This is a genomic window from Paenibacillus sp. FSL W8-1187 (assembly GCF_037965485.1).
Lineage (GTDB): Bacteria > Bacillota > Bacilli > Paenibacillales > Paenibacillaceae > Paenibacillus_O > Paenibacillus_O pasadenensis.
In genome coordinates, this window is the sequence record NZ_CP150181.1 from 689,803 (window position 1) to 711,625 (window position 21,823).

General features: G+C 62.4%; 12 protein-coding genes, 1 tRNA gene and 3 rRNA genes. 14 read left to right on the forward strand and 2 right to left on the reverse strand.

Annotated elements, in window-relative coordinates; all coding sequences use genetic code 11:
• Positions 1-91: 91 nt before the first annotated feature.
• Positions 92-781, reverse strand: a complete 690-nt coding sequence (locus tag NYE40_RS03005; RefSeq protein WP_339279292.1) for a GntR family transcriptional regulator — start codon at positions 779-781, stop codon at positions 92-94.
• A 245-nt stretch (positions 782-1,026) separates the two neighbouring features.
• On the opposite strand from NYE40_RS03005, the gene NYE40_RS03010 reads away from it, so the two are divergent.
• The 3 genes from NYE40_RS03010 to NYE40_RS03020 all read left to right on the forward strand — a co-directional run bounded on the left by NYE40_RS03010 (position 1,027) and on the right by NYE40_RS03020 (position 6,053).
• Positions 1,027-3,594 carry a U32 family peptidase gene (locus tag NYE40_RS03010; protein ID WP_052333033.1) on the forward strand — a complete coding sequence of 856 codons (2,568 nt, stop codon included), beginning with the start codon at positions 1,027-1,029 and terminating at the stop codon, positions 3,592-3,594.
• A gap of 197 nt (positions 3,595-3,791) precedes the next feature.
• Positions 3,792-4,805: a nucleoside hydrolase gene (locus NYE40_RS03015; protein ID WP_228551244.1), complete on the forward strand. Its 1,014-nt coding sequence runs from the start codon at positions 3,792-3,794 to the stop codon at positions 4,803-4,805.
• A 72-nt stretch (positions 4,806-4,877) separates the two neighbouring features.
• Positions 4,878-6,053 (forward strand): stalk domain-containing protein, encoded by a 1,176-nt coding sequence (locus NYE40_RS03020; protein ID WP_028597933.1) that lies wholly within the window; start codon positions 4,878-4,880, stop codon positions 6,051-6,053.
• Between the two features lie 94 nt (positions 6,054-6,147).
• Here the strand turns inward: NYE40_RS03020 and NYE40_RS03025 are convergent, their stop codons facing one another.
• Positions 6,148-6,795 carry a hypothetical protein gene (locus tag NYE40_RS03025; protein ID WP_028597932.1) on the reverse strand — a complete coding sequence of 216 codons (648 nt, stop codon included), beginning with the start codon at positions 6,793-6,795 and terminating at the stop codon, positions 6,148-6,150.
• Positions 6,796-6,996: 201 nt separating this feature from the next.
• Between NYE40_RS03025 and NYE40_RS03030 the strand changes: the two genes are divergently transcribed.
• The 11 genes from NYE40_RS03030 (at position 6,997) to NYE40_RS03080 (ending at position 21,735) form a co-directional block, all read left to right on the forward strand.
• A complete protein-coding gene (locus tag NYE40_RS03030) occupies positions 6,997-7,701 on the forward strand; it encodes a heptaprenylglyceryl phosphate synthase (RefSeq protein ID WP_028597931.1) in 705 nt (234 codons plus the stop codon).
• A gap of 71 nt (positions 7,702-7,772) precedes the next feature.
• Positions 7,773-10,124 carry a DNA helicase PcrA gene (pcrA, locus tag NYE40_RS03035; protein WP_153784646.1) on the forward strand — a complete coding sequence of 784 codons (2,352 nt, stop codon included), beginning with the start codon at positions 7,773-7,775 and terminating at the stop codon, positions 10,122-10,124.
• A gap of 248 nt (positions 10,125-10,372) precedes the next feature.
• Positions 10,373-12,379: an NAD-dependent DNA ligase LigA gene (ligA, locus tag NYE40_RS03040; protein ID WP_339280009.1), complete on the forward strand. Its 2,007-nt coding sequence runs from the start codon at positions 10,373-10,375 to the stop codon at positions 12,377-12,379.
• Between the two features lie 329 nt (positions 12,380-12,708).
• Positions 12,709-14,255, forward strand: a 16S ribosomal RNA gene (locus NYE40_RS03045).
• A 191-nt stretch (positions 14,256-14,446) separates the two neighbouring features.
• Positions 14,447-14,522 (forward strand) — tRNA-Ala (locus NYE40_RS03050).
• A gap of 107 nt (positions 14,523-14,629) precedes the next feature.
• Positions 14,630-17,570: ribosomal RNA gene (locus NYE40_RS03055) — 23S ribosomal RNA — on the forward strand.
• 85 nt (positions 17,571-17,655) lie between these two features.
• Positions 17,656-17,772: ribosomal RNA gene (rrf, locus tag NYE40_RS03060) — 5S ribosomal RNA — on the forward strand.
• Together the 16S, 23S and 5S rRNA genes with 1 tRNA gene alongside form the textbook arrangement of a ribosomal RNA operon.
• Positions 17,773-17,910: 138 nt before the next feature.
• A complete protein-coding gene (locus tag NYE40_RS03065; protein WP_028598162.1) occupies positions 17,911-19,023 on the forward strand; it encodes a beta-eliminating lyase-related protein in 1,113 nt (370 codons plus the stop codon).
• Between the two features lie 154 nt (positions 19,024-19,177).
• Positions 19,178-20,392, forward strand: a complete 1,215-nt coding sequence (locus NYE40_RS03070; RefSeq protein WP_028598163.1) for a GNAT family N-acetyltransferase — start codon at positions 19,178-19,180, stop codon at positions 20,390-20,392.
• Positions 20,393-20,712: 320 nt separating this feature from the next.
• Entirely contained in the window at positions 20,713-21,177 is a 465-nt protein-coding gene (locus NYE40_RS03075) for a CtsR family transcriptional regulator (RefSeq protein WP_028598164.1), read from the forward strand.
• Positions 21,178-21,201: 24 nt separating this feature from the next.
• The gene (locus tag NYE40_RS03080) at positions 21,202-21,735 is read left to right on the forward strand and encodes a UvrB/UvrC motif-containing protein (RefSeq protein WP_028598165.1); all 534 of its coding nucleotides are present in this window, start codon (positions 21,202-21,204) and stop codon (positions 21,733-21,735) included.
• The last annotated feature ends 88 nt before the right edge of the window (positions 21,736-21,823 follow it).

Consider the following 21,823-nt stretch of genomic DNA (forward strand, 5'->3'; position numbering starts at 1 on the left):
GCAGGATCGGCTCCTGCCGGTTGCTTGTTGCGGCCAAGCGTCTAGCGTCAAGCGAAGCGGCCCGGCGTTCCGGACCGGCCGCCGCAGCTGGCTACATCCGGAAATAGTCCGGGTAAAGCTCCGCGAGCCGCGCCCGGTCGAGCCGCACGAGCTGCAGATGCTCGCGCATGACGCGCTCCGCGCGTTCCGGCGCGCGCTCGCGGATCGCCTGCAGGATCGCGCGATGCTGCTCCAGCAGATGCCGCCAGTCCGGGTCGGCCGCCAGCCGCAGCCGGCGGCTGCGGTTCAGATGCACGCCGGCCGAGCCGATGACGGACCAGGTATGGCTTTTGCCGCAGGCGGCGAACAGCCGGGCATGGAACTCCTCGTCGAGCCGGAACATGCGGCTGCCGTCCTGCCCGTCGTCGAGGCAGCTCTGCTGCAGCAGCAGGTTGGCCTCGAGCTCGGCCAGGCTGACCGGATCGAGTCCGTCCGCCGCCGCGAGCCGCACGACCGCCGCCTCCAGCTGCTCGCGCAGGAAGCGGGCTTCCTCGACGAGATGGGCGTCGATGCGGCTGACATACGTGCCGCGCTGCGGATAGATGTCCAGCAGCCCCTCCTGCGCGAGCCGGACGAAGCATTCGCGCACCGGCGTGCGGCTGACGCCGAAGCGCAGCGAGATGTCCTTTTCGCTGATGGCCGTTCCCGGGGGCAGCTCCAGCGACAGGATCTCCGCGCGCAGCCGGCGGTACGCCGCCTCTCGGGCGGAAGCGGGGCTGGCAGATGGCGTCGCTCCGGACATGGGTCCTCACCTCCTTATAAGACGAACTGCGGTCAATCTCGCCTTCATCCTACCATACTTGTATGGCAGTTGGGAAGCTCTGCGGCCGGCCTGAAGTTGCCAGCGGTCGAATCCCCGCGAAGGCTTGGTCAACCGGCGGCCACTCTGCTACACTAGCAGTATGCGGGCCGCTTCCGGCGGCCATGCTGGAACCAAGGCGCTATTATAGTAGAAGCAAGTACGAGATATGGAGGCTTATTATAGGCATGACCTTACCGATACAAGCACAAGCGGAGCCGTCCGCAGCAGCCCTCCGGAGCGTGCAACGGCAAGACATCGAGCTGCTCGCCCCGGCAGGCGATTGGGACTGCATGCGGGCCGCCGTCGCCAACGGCGCGGACGCGATCTTTTTCGGCGTCGAGAAATTCAATGCGCGGGCGCGAGCCAACAACTTCCGCATGGACGAGCTGCCGGAAATCATGGGCTTCCTGCACCGCTACGGCGTCAAGGGCTTCCTGACGTTCAACATCCTCGTATTCGAGGACGAGCTGCGGGACGCCAAGGCGCTCATCGACGCCTGCATCGACGCGGGCGTGGACGCGGTCATCGTGCAGGATCTCGGCCTCGTGAAGCTGATCCGCGAGATCTCGCCCGACTTTCCGATCCACGGCTCCACGCAGATGACGATCACCTCGCCCGAGGCGGTCGAGTTCACCAAGCCGTTCGACCTCGAGCGCGTCGTGCTCGGTCGGGAGAACAACCTTAAGCAGATCCGCAAGATCGGCGAGCAGGCCAAGCTGCCGATGGAGGTGTTCGTGCATGGCGCGCTGTGCGTCAGCTACTCCGGCCAGTGCCTCACCTCGGAAATGTGGGGCGGGCGCTCCGCCAACCGCGGCGAATGCGCGCAGGCCTGCCGCCTGCCGTACGACCTGATGGTCGACGGCGAGCAGAAGCCGATGGGCGACATCGCCTATCTGCTCTCGCCCAAGGACCTGGCGGCCATCGACCTCGTGCCGGAGCTGATCGAGGCGGGCGTCACCTCCTTCAAGATCGAAGGCCGCCTGAAGACGCCGGAGTACGTCGCCAACGTCGTCTCCAAGTACCGCAAGGCGATCGACGCCTACTTCGACGGCGACCGCAGCGGCCCGACGCGGGAGGAGATCCGCGAGCTGGAGCAGAGCTTCTCGCGCGGCTTCACGCACGGCTTCCTGGACGGCACCAACAACAAGAAGCTCGTCGACGGCTCCTTCCCCAAAAGCCGCGGCGTCTACCTCGGCCGCGTGGAGCGCGTGCTGCGCGACGGCGTCGTCTGCCGCATCGAGGCTCCGCTCAAGCGCGGAGACGGCATCGTGTTCGACGCCGGCGACCCGACGCAAAAGGAAGAGGGCGGCCGCGTCTACGACATCCGCCGCCAGGGCGTCAAGATCGAGGGCGAAGCCGCCGAAGGCGTCGTCATCGACATCGTGCCGGGACGCAATGACGTCAACCTGCAGCGCGTGAAGGCCGGCGACCGCATCTGGAAGACGAGCGATCCGGCGCTGGACCGCCGCCTGCGCGCGACGTTCGAGACCGACAAGCCGTACCGCGTCTTCCCGCTCGCGCTGCGCGTCGAAGGCCGCGAGGGCGAGCCGCTGCGCACCTGGTGGACGGACGTGCAAAAGGGCAACACCGTGCAGGTCGACAGCGAGCTGCCGCTGGAGAAGGCGCTCAAGCGGCCGATGGACCGCCAGCTGCTGGAGGATCAGCTCGGCCGCCTCGGCGGCACGCTGTTCCAGCTCGACCTGCTGGAGGTGGAGCTGGAGGGCGAGCTGATCGTGCCGGTGCGCGAGCTGAACCGGCTGCGCCGCGAGGCGGTCGAGCGGCTCGACGGCGAGCGGCCCAAGCCGCCGGTCTACGTCAAGCGCGAAGCCGATCCGCTGGCCGGCTCGCGCTCGCCGGAGCAGGCGGCCGCCGCTCCGGCCGCGCCCGGCGAGGCGCGCCTGACGGCGCTCTGCCGCACGCTCGAGCAGGTGCGCGCCGCCTGCGAGACCGACGTCGCGATGATCTACGCCGACTTCGAGTTCATCAAGCAGTTCCCGGCGGCGATCGAGACGGCCCGCGCGGCGGGCAAGCCGATCGCGCTGGCGACGCCGCGCATCCATATGCCGGGGGAGAACGGCTACCACGCCAACATCCTGAAGCTGAAGCCCGACGCGGTGCTCGTGCGCAACACCGGCGCGCTTTATTACTACCTGAAGGCGCGGATGGAGCGTCCGGGCGAGCCGTTCCCGCAGCTGATCGGCGACTTCTCGCTCAACGTCGCCAACCACAAGGCGGTCGAGCTGTTCCGCGAGGCCGGCTGCGACGTCTTGACGCCGTCCTATGACCTCAACATCCAGCAGATGGTCGACCTGCTCGGCCGCACGGCGGAGCCGGAGGCGCTGGAGGTCGTCCTCCATCAGCATCTGCCGATGTTCCATACCGAGCATTGCGTCTACTGCACGTTCATCAGCGAAGGCACCGACTTCACCAACTGCGGCCGTCCGTGCGAGGAGCATGACATCAGCCTGCAGGACCGGATCGGCATGAGCCATCCGGTACGCGTGGACGAGGGCTGCCGCAACACGGTGTACAACGCCATCGAGCAGTCCGGCGCCGAATACGTCAAGAACTTCCTCGAGCTCGGGGTGCGCTCCTACCGCATCGAGTTTCTCGAGGAGCCGGCCGAAAAGGTCGGCGAGGTGCTGCGGCTGTACCGCGACGCCCTCGACGGCCGCATCAGCGGCACGCAGGTGTGGCGGAGCCTCAAGGCGACCAACCAGCTCGGCGTGACCCGCGGCCAGCTGGCGAAGTGATTCCGGCCGTCCCTCATCCGCCTTGAGCGGAGGGACGGCTTCGTTCCCCGGTTCCCGATGGGAGGCCGGGGAGCTTTTTTTGCGCCTGCGGCAGTCCGCAGGCAACAAGCGCAACAAGCGCAACAAGCGCAACAAGCGCAACAAGACAAACAATCGCAACAAGTCCGACCAACAAGCCGAAACAGGAGCTGGAGCCCATGAACCCGATGAACCTTTCCGAAAGTAATTTCAACCGCACCCATCCCCGCCCGCTGCCGATGATCATCGACGCCGATACCGGCATCGACGATGCGCTCGCCATCCTCTATGCGGTCAAGTCGCCGCTCATCTCGCTGGAGGCGATCGGCACCTGCTTCGGCAACATCGGCGTGGAGCAGGCGACGGACAATACGCTGCGGCTGCTGAAGCTCGCCGGCGCGGAAGGACGCGTGCCGGTCTACGCCGGCGCGGACAAAGCGCTCGCGCGCGAATTCCCCGGCGCCAAGAGCGACGTGCACGGCGAGAACGGCATCGGCGGCGCCGTGCTGCCGCCGTCGTCGCAGCAAGCGGAGGCGGAGCATGCGGCAGACTATTATGTGCGCATCGCGAACGAGCGCCCGGGCGAGCTGACGCTCGTGCTGACCGGCCGCATGACCAACCTCGCGCTCGCGCTGCAAAAGGATCCCGGCATCGCCTCCAAGCTGAGGAGCGTCGTCGTCATGGGCGGAGCCGCGCTCGTGCCGGGCAACATCACGCCGGCCGCCGAGGCGAACTTCTGGGGCGACCCCGAGGCGGCGCAGGTGCTGTTCGCGGCGGGCCTGCCGCTGACCGTCGTCGGCCTCGACGTGACGCTGCAGACGCTGCTGACGCGAGACGACCTCGACCGGCTGGAGCGCCAGGGAGGCGAGGAGGGCCTTCCGGTCGCCCGCTTCCTGCACGACTGCTTCGGCATCTACTTCGACTTCTACGGCCGCGTCAACGACTTCAAGGACAGCTGCCCGCTGCATGATCCGCTCGCCGTCATCGCGGCGGTCCGTCCCGAGCTGGTGACGAGCCGCACGCTGCTCGCCTCGATCGCCTGCGGCGATCCGCTGACCGCCGGCATGGTCGTCACCGACCGGCGGGTCAAGCCAAGCGTCGGCCATCCCGTCTCGTTCGCGCTCGAGGTGGACGCGCCTGCCGTCGTGGAGGAGCTGCTCTCCGTCTTTAAGGCTTCCGACCCCGTTCAATAGTCTGGTTACAGATCGTCGCATATGGTATTATCTTCCCATGTCATTTGATAGAGTCATAGGGGGATAAAGAAAATGAAACGATGGACATGGCTGGCTGTCGCAGCCGTCGCCTTCCTGCTGGCGCTTGCGGCGCCGGGACAGGCTGGCGCAGAGGAAACGGCCGGCGCGCTCCGCTTCACGATCGAAAAGAAGGAGCTGGTCGTCGGCGAAAAGACGCCGGTGCAGGTTCAGGCTCCGGACGGCTACGGCCAAATCCGCAAGGTGCCGCTGTCCGAGGCGGATGTCGTGATCGAGAAGCCTTATCTGCTGCAGAAGCTGCCGGACGGCACGATGAAGGCGCTGGCGGTCGGCGAGACGGACGTGACGGCGAGCTGGGGCGAGGAGAAGCTGACGCTGCGCGTGTCCATTTCGGCGGATTACTACATCGGCGGCGGCGTTCAGCTCAAGGGCGTCATGTACTTGCCGATCAAGGCCTTTTTCGCGGAGCTCGGGGCGCAGGTGACCTACCTCGATGCCTCCAAGACGTTCCAGGTCAAGCTCGGCAACGATTCCATCCAGCTGCAGAAGGGCAGCGCGACCGCGGTCGTGAACGGCGCGAAGACCGCGATGGCCGGGCCCGTGCAGACGTACGGCGACGCGGCCGTATTCCCGGCTTCCCTGCTGCGCTCGGCGATCGGGGCCAATCTCGAATGGAACTCCGACTACCAGTACATGACGGTATGGCAGGGCAAGGCCGACCTGGCGATCTCGACGCCGCAGACGGAGCAGATCGTCAAGAAAGAGAAGCTCGGCACCTTGACCAAGCTGATCGGCAAAAGCTACTGGGTCAACAACTTCGACAGCAAGTACCGGTTCAAGAAAGTGGCGATCTACGACATCAGGCCGGATGACGACGGCGGATTTACGGTCGTGTTCAAGCTGGCGTCGACCGGCGAGCTGCTCCATACGGCCTTCACGAGCGCCGAGGCGATCCGCTCCAACCTGGCCAGCAGCGACCAGTTCCTGACGGCCGATCCGCGCAAGACGTACAAGTGGTCGAACGCGGTGTGGGACAAGATCGCCAGCGGGAAGATCAGCATCGGCATGACCAAGGAGCAGGTCAAGATGAGCTGGGGCAGCCCGTCCCATACGAGCAGCGCGTACGCCGGCAGCATCTCCGTGGAGACGTGGAGATACGGCTCCTACACGAGCAATTGGCTGCAATACGTCGTGTTCACGAACGGCAAGGTCAGCCAGATCTACTCCTAAGCGGGGTGCTGCTTTCACCAACGCCAAAAAAGCTTCCCATCCGTTCTTCGCGAACGGATGGGAAGCTTTTTGCTCGTTCCATGGCTGGCATCGCTCAAATCTTCGGCTCCTTGTCGTAGCCCGGCAGGTCGAAGTCGGTGTTGTTGAGCTCGCGGAACAGGTTCGTGTCTTCGATGAAAGCCCGCGTCTCGGGCGTGCCGAGCGAATGGATCGTCCTGTAGAGGTCGTTGACCGAGCTCTGGAACCTCTTCTGCGTCGGGCTGCGGTCGTTGGACTTATAGGGAATCGCCGCCACGAGCGAGCTGACGTCGTCCGTCGACTCCATCTCGCCGAGCAGGATCTCCAGCTTCTCCAGCTCCTCCGGCGTGGCGAGGATCTCCAGCTGGTCCGTGTTGGAGCGGTCATGCTCGATCGTCTTGGACGTGATGGAGATGAAATAAGGGCGTCGGGTTCCGTCCGGCGTCAGCTCTTTCCCGCTCGGCACGCGTCGTCTGTCCGGCTCCTCTTCCTCATCGGCGGGAGGGTCCTGGTGGACAGGGCCGTCGCCGCCCTTGACCGCCGGCGGATGCACCGTTCCTTCGGCTTCCACGACGCCTTGCGGCTCATGGCCGCTATGCGGCTTGCCGTCCGTCGCCGCCGGCCCGGTCCGTCCCTCCGCGCGGCTCAGCTCCTGCTTGGCCCGCTGCTCGTCCAGGATCGCTCCGGCTTCCGTCTCTACAGCGCTTGCGTTCGGTTTATGCATGCTCGATTCCTCCTTCGGCCTGAGCGGCCGGTTCGTCGATTGTCGTATCCACCCTTACCAACGAGGCGCCTGCTTTGAAACAGGCTCCGGCCCTTGCATGCAGCCCGCTCCAGGCTCGCGCGCCGGCTTGCGTTGACACCGCGGAGGCCCTTGTCTAGACTGGAAAAACAGACTTCGCGACAGACGGGAGAGAAGGCGGTTATGACGGAAGCGATGGAGGGCTGGCGGCATGTGTTCAAGCTCGATCCGGACCGCGGGCTCGGGCAGCGGGAGCTGGACGCCGTGCTGGCTTCCGGCACGGACGCGATCCTGGTCGGCGGCTCGAGCGGCCTCACCTATGACAACACCGCGGCGCTGCTCGAGCGGCTCGCCGCCGCTCCGATGCCGGTGGCGCTGGAGGTGACGCGTCCGGAGCTGGCGATGCCCGGCTTCGACGCCTATCTCGTCCCGGTCGTGCTCAACACGCCGGACGGGAGCTGGATCACCGGGCGCCAGGCGCAGGCGCTGGAGGAGTGGGGCGGCCTCATTCCTTGGGACAAAACATGGGCGGAAGGCTACCTCATCCTCAACCCGGATTGCGAGGCGGCCAAGGTGAGCGGGGCGGACGCCTCGCTCACGGAGCTGCAGGCGGCCGCCTATGCGCGGCTTGCCGACCGGCTGCTGCGGCTGCCGCTGCTGTATGTGGAGTACAGCGGCCGCTTCGGCGACATGGCGCTGCTGCGGCGGGTCAAGCGGGCGCTGTCCGGCGCCCGGCTCGTCTACGGCGGCGGCATCGACGGGCCGGAGCGCGCGGCCGAGGCCGCGCGGATCGCGTCGACCGTCGTCGTCGGCAACGTGCTGTACGCCGATCCGGAGGCCGCTTTGGCGACGGTGGCGGCGGTGCGGGAAACCGTTCCAGCCGATTGACACGGCTGGCCTCGTTGCCCTAGACTGAAAGAAGCGAACACAAGGCGAACAAGGAGATCAACTTACCTATGATGATGAATCCGATAGGCATCGAAGAGGCGGTGGCCAAGCTCAACCCGCCGCAGCGCGAGGCGGTGCAGGCGACCGACGGGCCGCTCCTGATCATGGCCGGCGCCGGCTCGGGCAAGACGCGCGTCCTGACGCACCGCATCGCCTGGCTGATCGAGAAGCGGCGCGTGGCGCCGTGGAGCATCCTGGCGATCACGTTCACCAACAAGGCCGCCCGCGAGATGCGCGACCGCGTGTCCAAGCTCGTCGGACCTTCCGGCAGCGACATCTGGGTGTCGACGTTCCACTCCATGTGCGTGCGCATCCTGCGCAAGGACATCGACCGGATCGGCTTCACCTCCAACTTCTCGATCCTCGACTCCGGCGACCAGCTGTCGGTCATCCGCGGCTGCATGAAGGACCTCAACCTCGACACCAAGAAGTTCGAGCCCAAGGCGGTGCAGTCCGTCATCAGCAGCGCCAAGAACGAGCTGATCGATCCGGCGCGCTTCGAGCAGAAGGCCGGCGCCGACTACTTCAACAAAGTCGTCTCCGACGTCTACAAGATGTACCAGAAGCGGCTGCGCAGCAACAACTCGCTCGACTTCGATGACCTCATCATGAGCACGATCCAGCTGTTCCAGGACGTGCCCGAGGTGCTCGACTTCTACCAAAACAAGTTCCGCTACCTGCATGTCGACGAGTACCAGGATACGAACCGCGCCCAGTACATGCTTTGCCGCATGCTGGCCGACAAGCATCACAACATCTGCGTCGTCGGCGACAGCGACCAGTCGATCTACCGCTGGCGCGGAGCGGACATCACCAACATCCTCAACTTTGAGGAGGACTACCCGGAGGCGCGCACGATCCTGCTGGAGCAGAACTACCGCTCCACCTCCAACATCCTGAACGCGGCGAACGCGGTCATCGGCCAGAACACCGGGCGCAAGGACAAGCGGCTCTGGACCGAGCGCGGCGCCGGCGACAGCATCACGCTGTACCAGGCCGAGTCCGAGCATGACGAGGGCTACTTCGTCACGGGCGAGATCCGCTCGGGCCGGAACGGCGGGCGCAACTATTCCGACCACGCGATCCTGTACCGGACGAACGCCCAGTCGCGCGTCATCGAGGAGATCCTCATCAAGTCGGACATCCCGTACCAGATCGTCGGCGGCATCAAGTTCTACGACCGCAAGGAGATCAAGGACCTGCTCGGCTACCTGCGGCTCGTCTCCAACCCGGACGACGACATCAGCCTGGAGCGCATCATCAACGTGCCCAAGCGCGGCATCGGCGACACGACCGTCGCCAAGCTCGCCGAGGAGGCGGGCCGGCGCGGGACGTCCATCTACCAGGTGCTCGGCGACCTGAACGGCGTCGAGATCAACGGGCGCACCCGCTCCTTGCTGGAGTCGTTCCGCTCGATGATCTCCAGCCTCGAGGCGATGCGCGACTACCTGTCCGTCACCGAGCTGACCGAGAAGGTGCTGGAGCTGTCGGAGTACACGATGGAGCTGCACCGGGAGAACACGCTCGAGTCCAAGGCCCGCATCGAGAACATCGAGGAGTTCCTGTCCGTCACGCAGGAGTTCGAGCAGCGCAACGACGACAAGTCGCTCGTCTCGTTCCTGACCGACCTCGCGCTCATCGCCGACATCGATTCGGTCGACAAGGACGACGCTCCGGCGGACGCGGTCATCCTCATGACGATGCACAGCGCCAAGGGACTGGAGTTCCCGGTCGTCTTCATCATCGGCTGCGAGGAGGGCGTCTTCCCGCATAGCCGAGCCTTCACCGACAACGAGGAGCTCGAGGAGGAAAGGCGCCTCGCCTACGTCGGCATCACGCGCGCCGAGCAGCGGCTGTTCCTGACCTGCGCCCGCATGCGCACGCTGTTCGGCCGCACGAGCAGCAACCCTCCGTCCCGCTTCCTCAAGGAGATCCCGGACGAAGTCAAAGAGATCGCCTCGCCCGGCCGCACGATCGGCGGCGGCGGGCGGTACGGCGGCGCTGCCGGCGGAGCCGGAGGCTTCGGCTACCGCGGCGGCAGCTCCGCAGGCGCCTCCGCGCCGGCCTACGGCTCCGGCGCTTCGCGCTACGGACGCCCGGCCGGGTCCCCCGCGGCCGGCTCCGCCGCAGGCGGCAGCAGCGTGCGGGTCAGCACGCCGGGCGCTCCTGCTGCGGGCATCGGCGACGCAGCCCGCAGCTTCGTCGCCGGCGACAAGGTCTCCCACAAGAAATGGGGAGTCGGAACGATCGTGTCGGTCAAGGGGGCCGGCAACGACACGGAGATCCAGATCGCCTTTCCGGCGCCGACCGGCCTCAAGAAGCTGCTCGCCAGCTTCGCGCCGGTCGAGAAGGTCGACGGCTGATCCTGTACTCATCCCTTAGCTAGGCCTGTCCATATTCATACGGCATCGCATCCGTGCCCGGGTTCTGAACGGTTCAGCGCCCGGGCACGGTTGCATCCGCAGCCGTTGGTATAGACTGGTAAGGAAGCCTGCTTCACAGCCGATATCATGATTTATTTTTTCGACGAAGGACGGGATGACGAGTGGACAACCGCACGGAGCAGCAGGAGGAGCTCAAGGCAGGAGCAGACCCTGCGGCCATCGAGCGCATGCGCGAGCTCGCCGGAGAGCTTGCCGTACATAACTACAACTACTATACGCTCGACAAGCCGGTCATCAGCGACGCGGAGTACGACCGGCTCTACGACGAGCTGCTCCGGCTGGAGCAGGAGAGCGGCGTCGTGCTGCCGGAGTCGCCCTCGCTGCGCGTCGGCGGGGACGTGCTCAAGGGCTTCGAGCCGCATCGCCACCGCGCGCGCCTCTGGAGCCTCGACAAAGCCAAGGACGAAGAGGGCGTCCGAGCCTGGAATCAGCGGCTGCTGCGGGCGATCGGCGACTACAACGCCAAGCATCCCGACGAGGAGCCGCTGCCGGATCCGGCCTACGTCGTCGAGCTGAAGTTCGACGGCCTGACGCTCAACCTGACCTACGAAGGCGGACAGCTGGTGCAGGCGGCGACGCGCGGCAACGGCACGGTCGGCGAGAGCATCCTGGCGCAGGTCAAGACGATCCGTTCGATTCCGCTGACGATTCCGTACCGGGACGGGCTGATCGAGGTGCAGGGCGAGGGGATGATGTTCCTGTCCGTGCTGGAGGCGTACAACAGGACGGCGCCCGAGCCGCTCAAAAACGCCCGCAACGGCGCGGCCGGAGCGCTGCGCAACCTTAATCCCAAGGTGACCGCGGAGCGGCGGCTGGACGCGTTCTTCTATAATATCGGCTATGCCGACGAGCTGGAATTCGCTACCCATGAAGAGATGATCGCCTTTCTCCGCGACAGCCGCTTCAAGGTCAATCCGTACCTCGCCTACTTCAGCGACATCGAGGACGTGATCGCGGAGCTGCATCATATCGCCGTCAAGCGGCCCGAGTTCGATTACCTGATCGACGGCGCGGTCGTCAAGGTCACCGACATGCGCACGCGCGCGGCGATCGGCTATACGGACAAGTTTCCGCGCTGGGCGGTCGCCTTCAAGTTCGAAGCGGAGGAGAGCACGACCGTGCTGGAGTCTGTCTCCTGGAACGTCGGCCGCACCGGCAAGGTGACGCCGCTCGCGCGCGTCGAGCCGGTGGAGCTCGCCGGCGTCACGGTGCAGAACTGCACGCTCAACAATACCGGCGACATCGAGCGCAAGGGACTGAAGCACGCGCTCGGCACGCGCGTGTTCATCCGCCGCTCCAACGACGTCATTCCCGAGATTCTCGGCAAGGCCGACGAAGACGAGCAGGGCGAGGAGATCGTCTATCCGGACCGCTGCCCGGCCTGCGGCACGCCGCTCGTGCAGCGCGGAGCGCATCTGTTCTGCGACAACCGGCTCGGCTGCAAGCCGCAGATCATCGCGCGCATCACGCATTTCGCCTCGCGCGACGCGATGGACATCGAGACGTTCAGCGTCATGACGGCCGATCAGCTCTACGAGAGCGGACGCGTGAGCGATCCGGCCGACCTGTACGACCTCGGCTACGACGATCTGATCGGGCTGGAGCGCTTCGGGGACAAAAAGGCGCGCAACCTGCTGGACGCGCTCGAGAAGTCCAAAGGGCGCGATCTCGCCTCGTTCCTGAACGGACTCGGCATTCCGAATACGGGCAAGGCGACGACGCGCATGCTCGCCGACCATTACGGCAGCCTGGACGCGATCATGGCGGCTCCGGCCGAGGAGCTGACAGAGCTGCCGGATGTCGGCGGCATCGTCGCCGAGAGCATCACGGCGTTTTTCCAGGAGCCGATCATCCAGGAGAGCATCCGGCGGATGCGGGAGAAGGGCGTGCGGGCGGAGGCCGACCGTCCCGCTCTCGCGGCCGAGGCGGCCGCAAGTCCCTTCAGCGGCAAGACGGTCGTCTTGACCGGCACGCTGTCCACGATGACGCGGGACGAGGCCGGCAAGCGGCTGGAGCAGCTTGGCGCCAAGGTGTCGGGCAGCGTCTCCAAGAAGACGGACTTCGTCATCGCCGGCGAAAGCGCGGGCAGCAAGCTCGTCAAGGCACGGGATCTCGGCATCGAGATCATCGAGGACGAGCAGGAGCTGCGGCGGCTGCTCGGATTCGAGGACTAGGCGGCGGCTGGTTGGATCGGGTCGGAAAGGAAGGGCCGGCAGCCTGGAGCTGCCGGCCTTTTTCGGCTTTCGTCCTGCCCTTTTCAAGCATCCAAAGTTTTTTTGAAAAAACCCTTGCATTCATTTTGGCGTATGTGGTATATTACTTCTTGTCGCTTCGGCGGCGCGGTTGAAAAACAGCGAAACGAATCGAAAAGAAAGACAAGCTGTTGACAAGAGATGCTTCGCATGATAAAGTATCACCTTGTGACCGACAAGTTCTTTGAAAACTGAACAAATGAACAAGCTATACATTCGACAACGTTTTAACCATGAGTCATCGAACTACCTTTATGGAGAGTTTGATCCTGGCTCAGGACGAACGCTGGCGGCGTGCCTAATACATGCAAGTCGAGCGGACTTCATCCTTCGGGGTGAGGTTAGCGGCGGACGGGTGAGTAACACGTAGGCAACCTGCCCTCGAGACTGGGATAACCTCCGGAAACGGATGCTAATACCAGATACGCGGTCTTCCCTCCTGGGGAGATCGGGAAAGACGGAGCAATCTGTTACTCGGGGATGGGCCTGCGGCGCATTAGCTAGTTGGTGAGGTAACGGCTCACCAAGGCGACGATGCGTAGCCGACCTGAGAGGGTGATCGGCCACACTGGGACTGAGACACGGCCCAGACTCCTACGGGAGGCAGCAGTAGGGAATCTTCCGCAATGGACGAAAGTCTGACGGAGCAACGCCGCGTGAGTGAGGAAGGCCTTCGGGTCGTAAAGCTCTGTTGCCAGGGAAGAACGCTTGGGAGAGTAACTGCTCCCAAGGTGACGGTACCTGAGAAGAAAGCCCCGGCTAACTACGTGCCAGCAGCCGCGGTAATACGTAGGGGGCAAGCGTTGTCCGGAATTATTGGGCGTAAAGCGCGCGCAGGCGGCTTTGTAAGTCCGGTGTTTAATCTTGGGGCTCAACCCCAAGTCGCACGGGAAACTGCAAGGCTTGAGTGCAGAAGAGGAAAGTGGAATTCCACGTGTAGCGGTGAAATGCGTAGAGATGTGGAGGAACACCAGTGGCGAAGGCGACTTTCTGGGCTGTAACTGACGCTGAGGCGCGAAAGCGTGGGGAGCAAACAGGATTAGATACCCTGGTAGTCCACGCCGTAAACGATGAATGCTAGGTGTTAGGGGTTTCGATACCCTTGGTGCCGAAGTTAACACAATAAGCATTCCGCCTGGGGAGTACGCTCGCAAGAGTGAAACTCAAAGGAATTGACGGGGACCCGCACAAGCAGTGGAGTATGTGGTTTAATTCGAAGCAACGCGAAGAACCTTACCAGGTCTTGACATCCCTCTGAATCCGCTAGAGATAGCGGCGGCCTTCGGGACAGAGGAGACAGGTGGTGCATGGTTGTCGTCAGCTCGTGTCGTGAGATGTTGGGTTAAGTCCCGCAACGAGCGCAACCCTTGAATTCAGTTGCCAGCACGTAAGGGTGGGCACTCTGAATTGACTGCCGGTGACAAACCGGAGGAAGGCGGGGATGACGTCAAATCATCATGCCCCTTATGACCTGGGCTACACACGTACTACAATGGCCGGTACAACGGGCCGCGAAGCCGCGAGGCGGAGCCAATCCTTAAAAGCCGGTCTCAGTTCGGATTGCAGGCTGCAACTCGCCTGCATGAAGTCGGAATTGCTAGTAATCGCGGATCAGCATGCCGCGGTGAATACGTTCCCGGGTCTTGTACACACCGCCCGTCACACCACGAGAGTTTACAACACCCGAAGTCGGTGGGGTAACCCGCAAGGGAGCCAGCCGCCGAAGGTGGGGTAGATGATTGGGGTGAAGTCGTAACAAGGTAGCCGTATCGGAAGGTGCGGCTGGATCACCTCCTTTCTATGGAGAATCGCTTCCTGCAACGGAAGCATTCAAATCGAAAGCATCCGCTTGCTTCCTGCAACGGACTTTCGAAATCTGGGGCATCGCCAGATGCCCTACGAAACCCTCGGGTTTCAAAAACGTCGAATGTAAGGTTCTGCAAAAGGACTGGCTTGTCCTCATTTGTTCAGCTTTGATGGAATTTGCCTGGGGCCATAGCTCAGCTGGGAGAGCGCCTGCCTTGCAAGCAGGAGGTCAGGAGTTCGATCCTCCTTGGCTCCACCATGCAACCACCATCAATCTTGTTCCTTGAAAACTGGATACGAACGAAATGAAATGCTGAAACATCCGATAGCTGTTTCTTAGCTGACGCCGGTCTTCGGATCGGTGATGGTTAAGCTACTAAGAGCGCACGGAGGATGCCTAGGCGCCAGAAGCCGATGAAGGACGTGGCGAACCACGATAGGCCTCGGGGAGCTGTAAGCAAGCGTTGATCCGGGGATTTCCGAATGGGGAAACCCAGCTGGGGTAATGCCCAGTTACTGCAGCGTGAATTCATAGCGCTGCGTGAGGCATACCAGGGGAACTGAAACATCTAAGTACCCTGAGGAAGAGAAAACAATAGTGATTCCGTCAGTAGCGGCGAGCGAACGCGGATTAGCCCAAACCAGGGGGCTTGCCTCCTGGGGTTGTGGGACGTCTCACACGGAGTTACAAAGGAGCAGGTTAGGCGAAGAGGTCTGGAAAGGCCCGCCATAGCAGGTAAAAGCCCTGTAGCTCAAAGCCTGCTCCCTCCGAGACGGATCCCGAGTACCGCGAGACACGTGAAACCTCGTGGGAATCCGGCAGGACCATCTGCCAAGGCTAAATACTCTCTGGCGACCGATAGTGAAGCAGTACCGTGAGGGAAAGGTGAAAAGCACCGCGGGAGCGGAGTGAAATAGAACCTGAAACCGTGCGCTTACAAAAAGTCAGAGCCCGTTATAGGGGTGATGGCGTGCCTTTTGTAGAATGAACCGGCGAGTTACGTTCACGTGCAAGGTTAAGTCGGGAAGACGGAGCCGCAGCGAAAGCGAGTCTGAATAGGGCGCTTGAGTACGTGGGTGTAGACCCGAAACCGGGTGATCTACCCCTGTCCAGGGTGAAGGTGCGGTAACACGCACTGGAGGCCCGAACCCACGAATGTTGAAAAATTCGGGGATGAGGTGGGGGTAGCGGAGAAATTCCAATCGAACTCGGAAATAGCTGGTTCTCCCCGAAATAGCTTTAGGGCTAGCCTCGGTGTTGAGCATGCTGGAGGTAGAGCACTGATTGGGTGCGGGGCCCGCCAAGGGTTACCAAGTCCAGTCAAACTCCGAATGCCAGTCATGTATAACCGGGAGTCAGACGGTGAGTGCTAAGATCCATCGTCAAGAGGGAAACAGCCCAGATCATCAGCTAAGGTCCCCAAGTGTGTGTTAAGTGGGAAAGGATGTGGAGTTGCCCAGACAACCAGGATGTTGGCTTAGAAGCAGCCACCATTTAAAGAGTGCGTAATAGCTCACTGGTCGAGTGACTCTGCGCCGAAAATGTAACGGGGCTAAACACACCACCGAAGCTATGGCAAAGCTGCAAGCGCAAGCTTGGCAGCATTGGGTAGGGGAGCGTTGTGTATAGGTTGAAGTCAGACCGCAAGGACTGGTGGACGGTACACAAGTGAGAATGCCGGTATGAGTAACGAAAAGATCAGTGAGAATCTGATCCGCCGTAAGCCTAAGGGTTCCTGAGGAAGGTTCGTCCGCTCAGGGTAAGTCGGGACCTAAGGCGAGGCCGAAAGGCGTAGTCGAAGGACAACAGGTTGATATTCCTGTACCACCGTAAGCCGTTATGAGCAATGGAGTGACGCAGAAGGGTAGTGACGCGGACCGATGGATGTGTCCGTCCAAGCAGTGAGGCTGGTTTGTTGGCAAATCCGCAAACCGTAAGGCTGGGCTGTGATGGGGAGGGAAACTTACAGTACCGAAGGTCATGATCTCCGGCTGCCAAGAAAAGCTTCTAGCCAGGCGAAGGTGCCCGTACCGCAAACCGACACAGGTAGGCGAGCAGAGCATGCTAAGGCGCGCGGAGTAACTCTCGTTAAGGAACTCGGCAACATGACCCCGTAACTTCGGGAGAAGGGGTGCCTCGGTAGGGTGAATAGCCCGAGGGGGCCGCAGTGAAAAGGCCCAAGCGACTGTTTAGCAAAAACACAGGTCTGTGCGAAGCCGTAAGGCGAAGTATACGGGCTGACGCCTGCCCGGTGCTGGAAGGTTAAGGGGAGCGGTTAGGGGTAACCCGAAGCTGTGAACCGAAGCCCCAGTAAACGGCGGCCGTAACTATAACGGTCCTAAGGTAGCGAAATTCCTTGTCAGGTAAATTCTGACCCGCACGAATGGCGTAACGACTTGGGCGCTGTCTCAACGAGAGATCCGGTGAAATTTTACTACCTGTGAAGATGCAGGTTACCCGCGACAAGACGGAAAGACCCCATGGAGCTTTACTGCAGCTTGATATTGGACTTTGGTACGATCTGTACAGGATAGGTGGGAGCCTAGGAAGCCGGAGCGCCAGCTTCGGTGGAGGCGCCGTTGGGATACCACCCTGATCGTATCGGAGTTCTAACCTGTCACCGTGAAGCCGGTGAAGGGACCGTGTCAGGCGGGCAGTTTGACTGGGGCGGTCGCCTCCTAAAATGTAACGGAGGCGCCCAAAGGTTCCCTCAGAATGGTTGGAAATCATTCGAAGCGTGCAAAGGCATAAGGGAGCTTGACTGCGAGACCAACAAGTCGAGCAGGGACGAAAGTCGGGCTTAGTGATCCGGTGGTACCGAATGGAAGGGCCATCGCTCAACGGATAAAAGCTACCCTGGGGATAACAGGCTTATCTCCCCCAAGAGTCCACATCGACGGGGAGGTTTGGCACCTCGATGTCGGCTCATCGCATCCTGGGGCTGAAGTAGGTCCCAAGGGTTGGGCTGTTCGCCCATTAAAGCGGTACGCGAGCTGGGTTCAGAACGTCGTGAGACAGTTCGGTCCCTATCTGTCGTGGGCGTAGGAAATTTGAGAGGAGCTGTCCTTAGTACGAGAGGACCGGGATGGACGTACCGCTGGTGTACCAGTTGTTCCGCCAGGAGCACCGCTGGGTAGCTACGTACGGACGGGATAAGCGCTGAAAGCATCTAAGCGCGAAGCCCCCCTCAAGATGAGATTTCCCAGTATGTAAGACCCCTGGAAGACGACCAGGTCGATAGGCTCGAGGTGGAAGCGCGGCAACGTGTGCAGCTGACGAGTACTAATCGGTCGAGGGCTTATCCTATTCAAGCAAGAACCAGCCGGTCAGCACGGCATTTCGTTCGATCCAGTTTTCAGGGCGCAAGCCTACGCCTTGAGCAAGCAGGACGTTTGGTGGCGATGGCGGAAGGGAACCACGCGTACCCATCCCGAACACGACCGTTAAGCCTTCCAGCGCCGATGGTACTTGGACCGCAGGGTCCTGGGAGAGTAGGACGTCGCCAAGCACTTGCAATCACGAGCCGCCGCATCTTCGGATGCGGCGGCTTTTTGCATTGGGTCGAAATGTAACCGCTATACTTGCTTCTTGCCGTCTGATTCTGGTATACCTGCATCAAGGGTTTCAATTTGAAAGGAGAGTCAGCATGGGAACAACGAACGGGCTTGCAGAGAGCTTCGCTCAGGCCGCGCATGTCGTCACCGGCAGCAGCAAGCGCTCGATGCGGATGCTGACGCAGGCTTTCGACGAGATGGACGTCGACCAGGCAAGCGACATGTACGGGAAAGGAGAGGTGATCGAAGCTTTCCAAACGAAGCTGGCGAAGCTGCTGGGCAAGGAAGCGGCGGTCTTTTTCCCAAGCGGTACGATGGCGCAGCAGATCGCCCTGCGGATCTGGTGCGATCGCAAAGGCATTCGCAAGGCGGCTTACCATCCGCTATGCCATCTGGAGATTCATGAGGAAAAAGGATTGCATGAGCTGCATGGCATCGAGCCGGTGCTGCTGGGCGATGCGGACCGGCTCATCACGCTGCAGGACGTGCAGGAGATGGGGAACGTCGGCTGCCTGCTGCTTGAGCTGCCGCAGCGGGAAATCGGCGGGCAGCTGCCTCCGTTTGAGGAGCTGGAGGCGATCTCGGCCTGGTGCCGGGAAAACGGCATTCCGCTTCATCTGGACGGGGCGCGCCTGTTTGAGATCGTTCCGTATTACGGACGCTCGGAGGCGGAGATCTGCCGCTTGTTCGACAGCGTGTACGTCTCTTTTTACAAAGGTCTCGGAGGCATCGCGGGCGCGGTGCTGGCCGGAGATACGCAGCTCGCGGCCGAGGCCAAGGTGTGGAAGCGCCGGCATGGCGGCGATCTAATCAGCCTCTATCCGTATATCGTCAGCTCCGACTACTATCTGGATCTACGTCGGCCGAGGATGAGCCGGTATTATGAGGGCGCCAAGGATCTGGCCCGCCGCCTGAACGGCGTGACGGGACTTCGCACCGTACCGGAGACGCCGGTGTCGAACATGTTCCATCTCCATGCGGAGCTGCCGGCGCAGCAGGCTGCCGATCTGTTCGAGCAGGCCGCTCGGGAGACGGGAGTAGCTTTGGTCGGATATGTCAAAGAAAAAACGGCCACCTCTTGCGTCAGCGAGCTGTCGATCGGAGACCGATACGAGGACGTGCCGCCGGAAAAGCTAGAGCAGGCGCTGTCGCTGCTCGATCTGCTGTTCCGGGAGGCCGGCTGCGAGGCTTCGGAGTCCAATTAACAGATGCGGGCTGCGCGGCGGGCTCCGAGTCGAAGGAACGGGCGACATGCCGTGTCCGGCGTGACCGGACACATATAGGCAGCGAAACGCAAGAGCCATATTCAGATGAGGCTCGTCGTAAGGAAGAACATGGACCAAAAAAGGAGGAGCGAGCATGGAAATTCGCAAGCTGCGTCCGGAGGAAATGGACGAGCATCTGAAGCTGAGCCAGTACGCCTTTCAATACGTCATGTCGCCGGAGGAGCTGGAGAGGGCGCATCGGACAAGAAAGCCTGAGCAGCTGTGGGTAGCGGTCGAGGAAGGGCGGATCCGCTCGCAAGTGCTTGTCCTGCCCTTGACGGCATACGTGCAGGGACGCAAGTTCGCCATGGGCGGAGTGGCGGCCGTCGCGAGCTGGCCGGAGGAGCGCCGGAAGGGCCATATCGCGCAGCTGCTGCGCCGTTCGCTGGAAGAGATGAAGGAGCGGGGGCAGACGCTGTCCATGCTCGCTCCGTTCAGCATCGGGTTCTATCGGCGCTTCGGCTGGGAGCTGTGCGCCGACCGGATCCGGTTTACGATCCCGAGGGACAAGCTGCCTCCGCGCAAGCTCACGCCGGGCTTTATCGAGCGGGTCGATCCGGCTCAGCCGGACATCCGGCAGTCTTTGCAGGAGCTTTACGAGGAGTATGCCTCCGGCTTTCAAATCGCGCTCTCCCGGGAGTCCGACTGGTGGGACGACTCGGTGCTGCGGCGCAAGTCGGGACATGCGGCGATTTACCGCTCCGAAGGCGGGGCGGCCGAAGGCTATGCGCTGTACCAGGTCAAGGAGCGCAAGCTGACCGTACATGAGCTTGTCTACTTGAGCGAGGAAGCGAGAGAGGGGCTTTGGACCTTTTTCGGCCAGCATGACTCGATGATCGACCAAGTCCAGTTCGAAAGCTACAAAGGTGACCCGCTGCCGTTCCTGCTGCCGGATCCGCGCATCGAGCAAGCCGTGCAACCCTACTTCATGGCGCGGATCGTCGATGCGGAGGCGTTCATCGAAGCGTATCCGTTCCTGCCGGGACCGGCAAGATCGTGGACGATGATCGTGGAGGATGAGCATGCGCCATGGAACGACGGCAGCTGGGAGCTGGCGGTCGACGAGCGGGGAAAAGGCTCGCTGCGCAAGCTCTCCGGACAGCCGGCGGACAACGGGGCGCCATTTGCCGAGAGCGCTGCGGCAGTTGCGCTGCGCGGCGGCATCGGCAGCTGGACGGCGCTGTTCACCGGCTACGCCGGTCCGCGGGAGCTCTTGGCGGCGGGCGGCCTGACGGGGCCGGCGGCGGAGCTGAAGGCTTTGGCCGAGCGCATGGAGCCGCGCATGCCGAATTTGATGGACTTTTTCTAGGTATAAAGAGGAACGACTTGTCCCAAGCTGGTAAAAGGCATGGGACAAGCCGGTTTTCCGCCGTGCGGCTTCCTTGCCTGGAGCGCTTGACGTTTCAGAGAAAAAGCGTATAATTAAGTCATAAGTCAAAGAAAGTCAAAGTCAGTTGCGGCGCCCCGCCTTTCCGGATCAGATTCCGGCGAGCTAGCGGAGCTTTCTCGTACCAGCGGATGTTTCGTCACGCTTTCAGGGGAATGCTACAGGGATGCAATTCGGGCATTGGCTTTTTGGCTTACCGCCATTTTTCATCGTACAGGTGCCAGCATAGGGAGGTTGGTGATATGCGAAATATTTCCGATGCCCTGGAGCAGCACTTGAAGCTGCTGCTGCAGGAAAGTCCCGACGGCGCGGTCGAGATCCAGCGCAACGAGCTTGCGGACCGGTTTTCCTGCGTGCCGTCCCAGATCAACTACGTCATCAGCACGCGCTTCACGCTCGAAAAGGGCTATCTTGTCGAGAGCAAGCGAGGAGGCGGAGGCTATATCCGCATCCAGCGCATCGAGCTGCCGGCGATGAAGGCGATTCATGGCCATATCCATCATACGATCGGCTCGCAGGTCGACCAAAATGCGGCAGACGGCCTGATCTACCAGCTGGAGGAAGCGACGATCATTTCGAGGCGCGAGGGCAATCTGCTGCGGGCGGCCGTCTGCAGAGAGACGATCGCCGTCAAGCTGCCGCAGCGCGACGAGCTGCGGGCCCGGCTGCTGAAGGCGATGCTGATCTCGCTTTTGGGTAAGGAATAGGGAGCGCAAGGAGGGGATGACGGCATGCTTTGTCAGGAATGCGGCAAAAGGCCGGCTACGCTTCATTTTACGAAAATCATCAACGGCGACAAGAACGAGTTCCATATTTGCGAATCCTGCGCCCGCGAGCGGGGAGAAGGGCTGCCCGGATCGCCGAACGGCTTTTCGATCCATAGCCTGCTGTCGGGGCTGATGGACTTCGATCCCGCCGGCAAAGGCAGCCTGCAGGGGCAGACGCCCGCTCCGCCGCCCCGCTGCGAGGAGTGCGGCTTGACCTATCCGCAGTTCAAGAAGCTCGGACGCTTCGGCTGCAGCTCGTGCTACAAGCATTTCGGAGATCGGCTCGATCCGCTGTTCAAGCGGGTGCACGGCAGCACGGCGCATGTGGGCAAGATTCCGCAGCGCTCGGGCGGACGGATCAAGACCCGGCGCGAAATCGACCGGCTGCGGCAGGAGATGCAGAGCTCGATCCAGAATGAAGAATTCGAGACGGCGGCCAAGCTCCGGGACGAGATTCGACTGCTGGAGAAGCAGCTGCAGAGCGCCGAGCCCGGCTGAGCGCATGGAGCAGAGGCGGATTCCAAGCTCCGGGACGAGATTCGACTGCTGGAGAAGCAGCTGCAGAGCGCCGAGCCCGGCTGAGCGC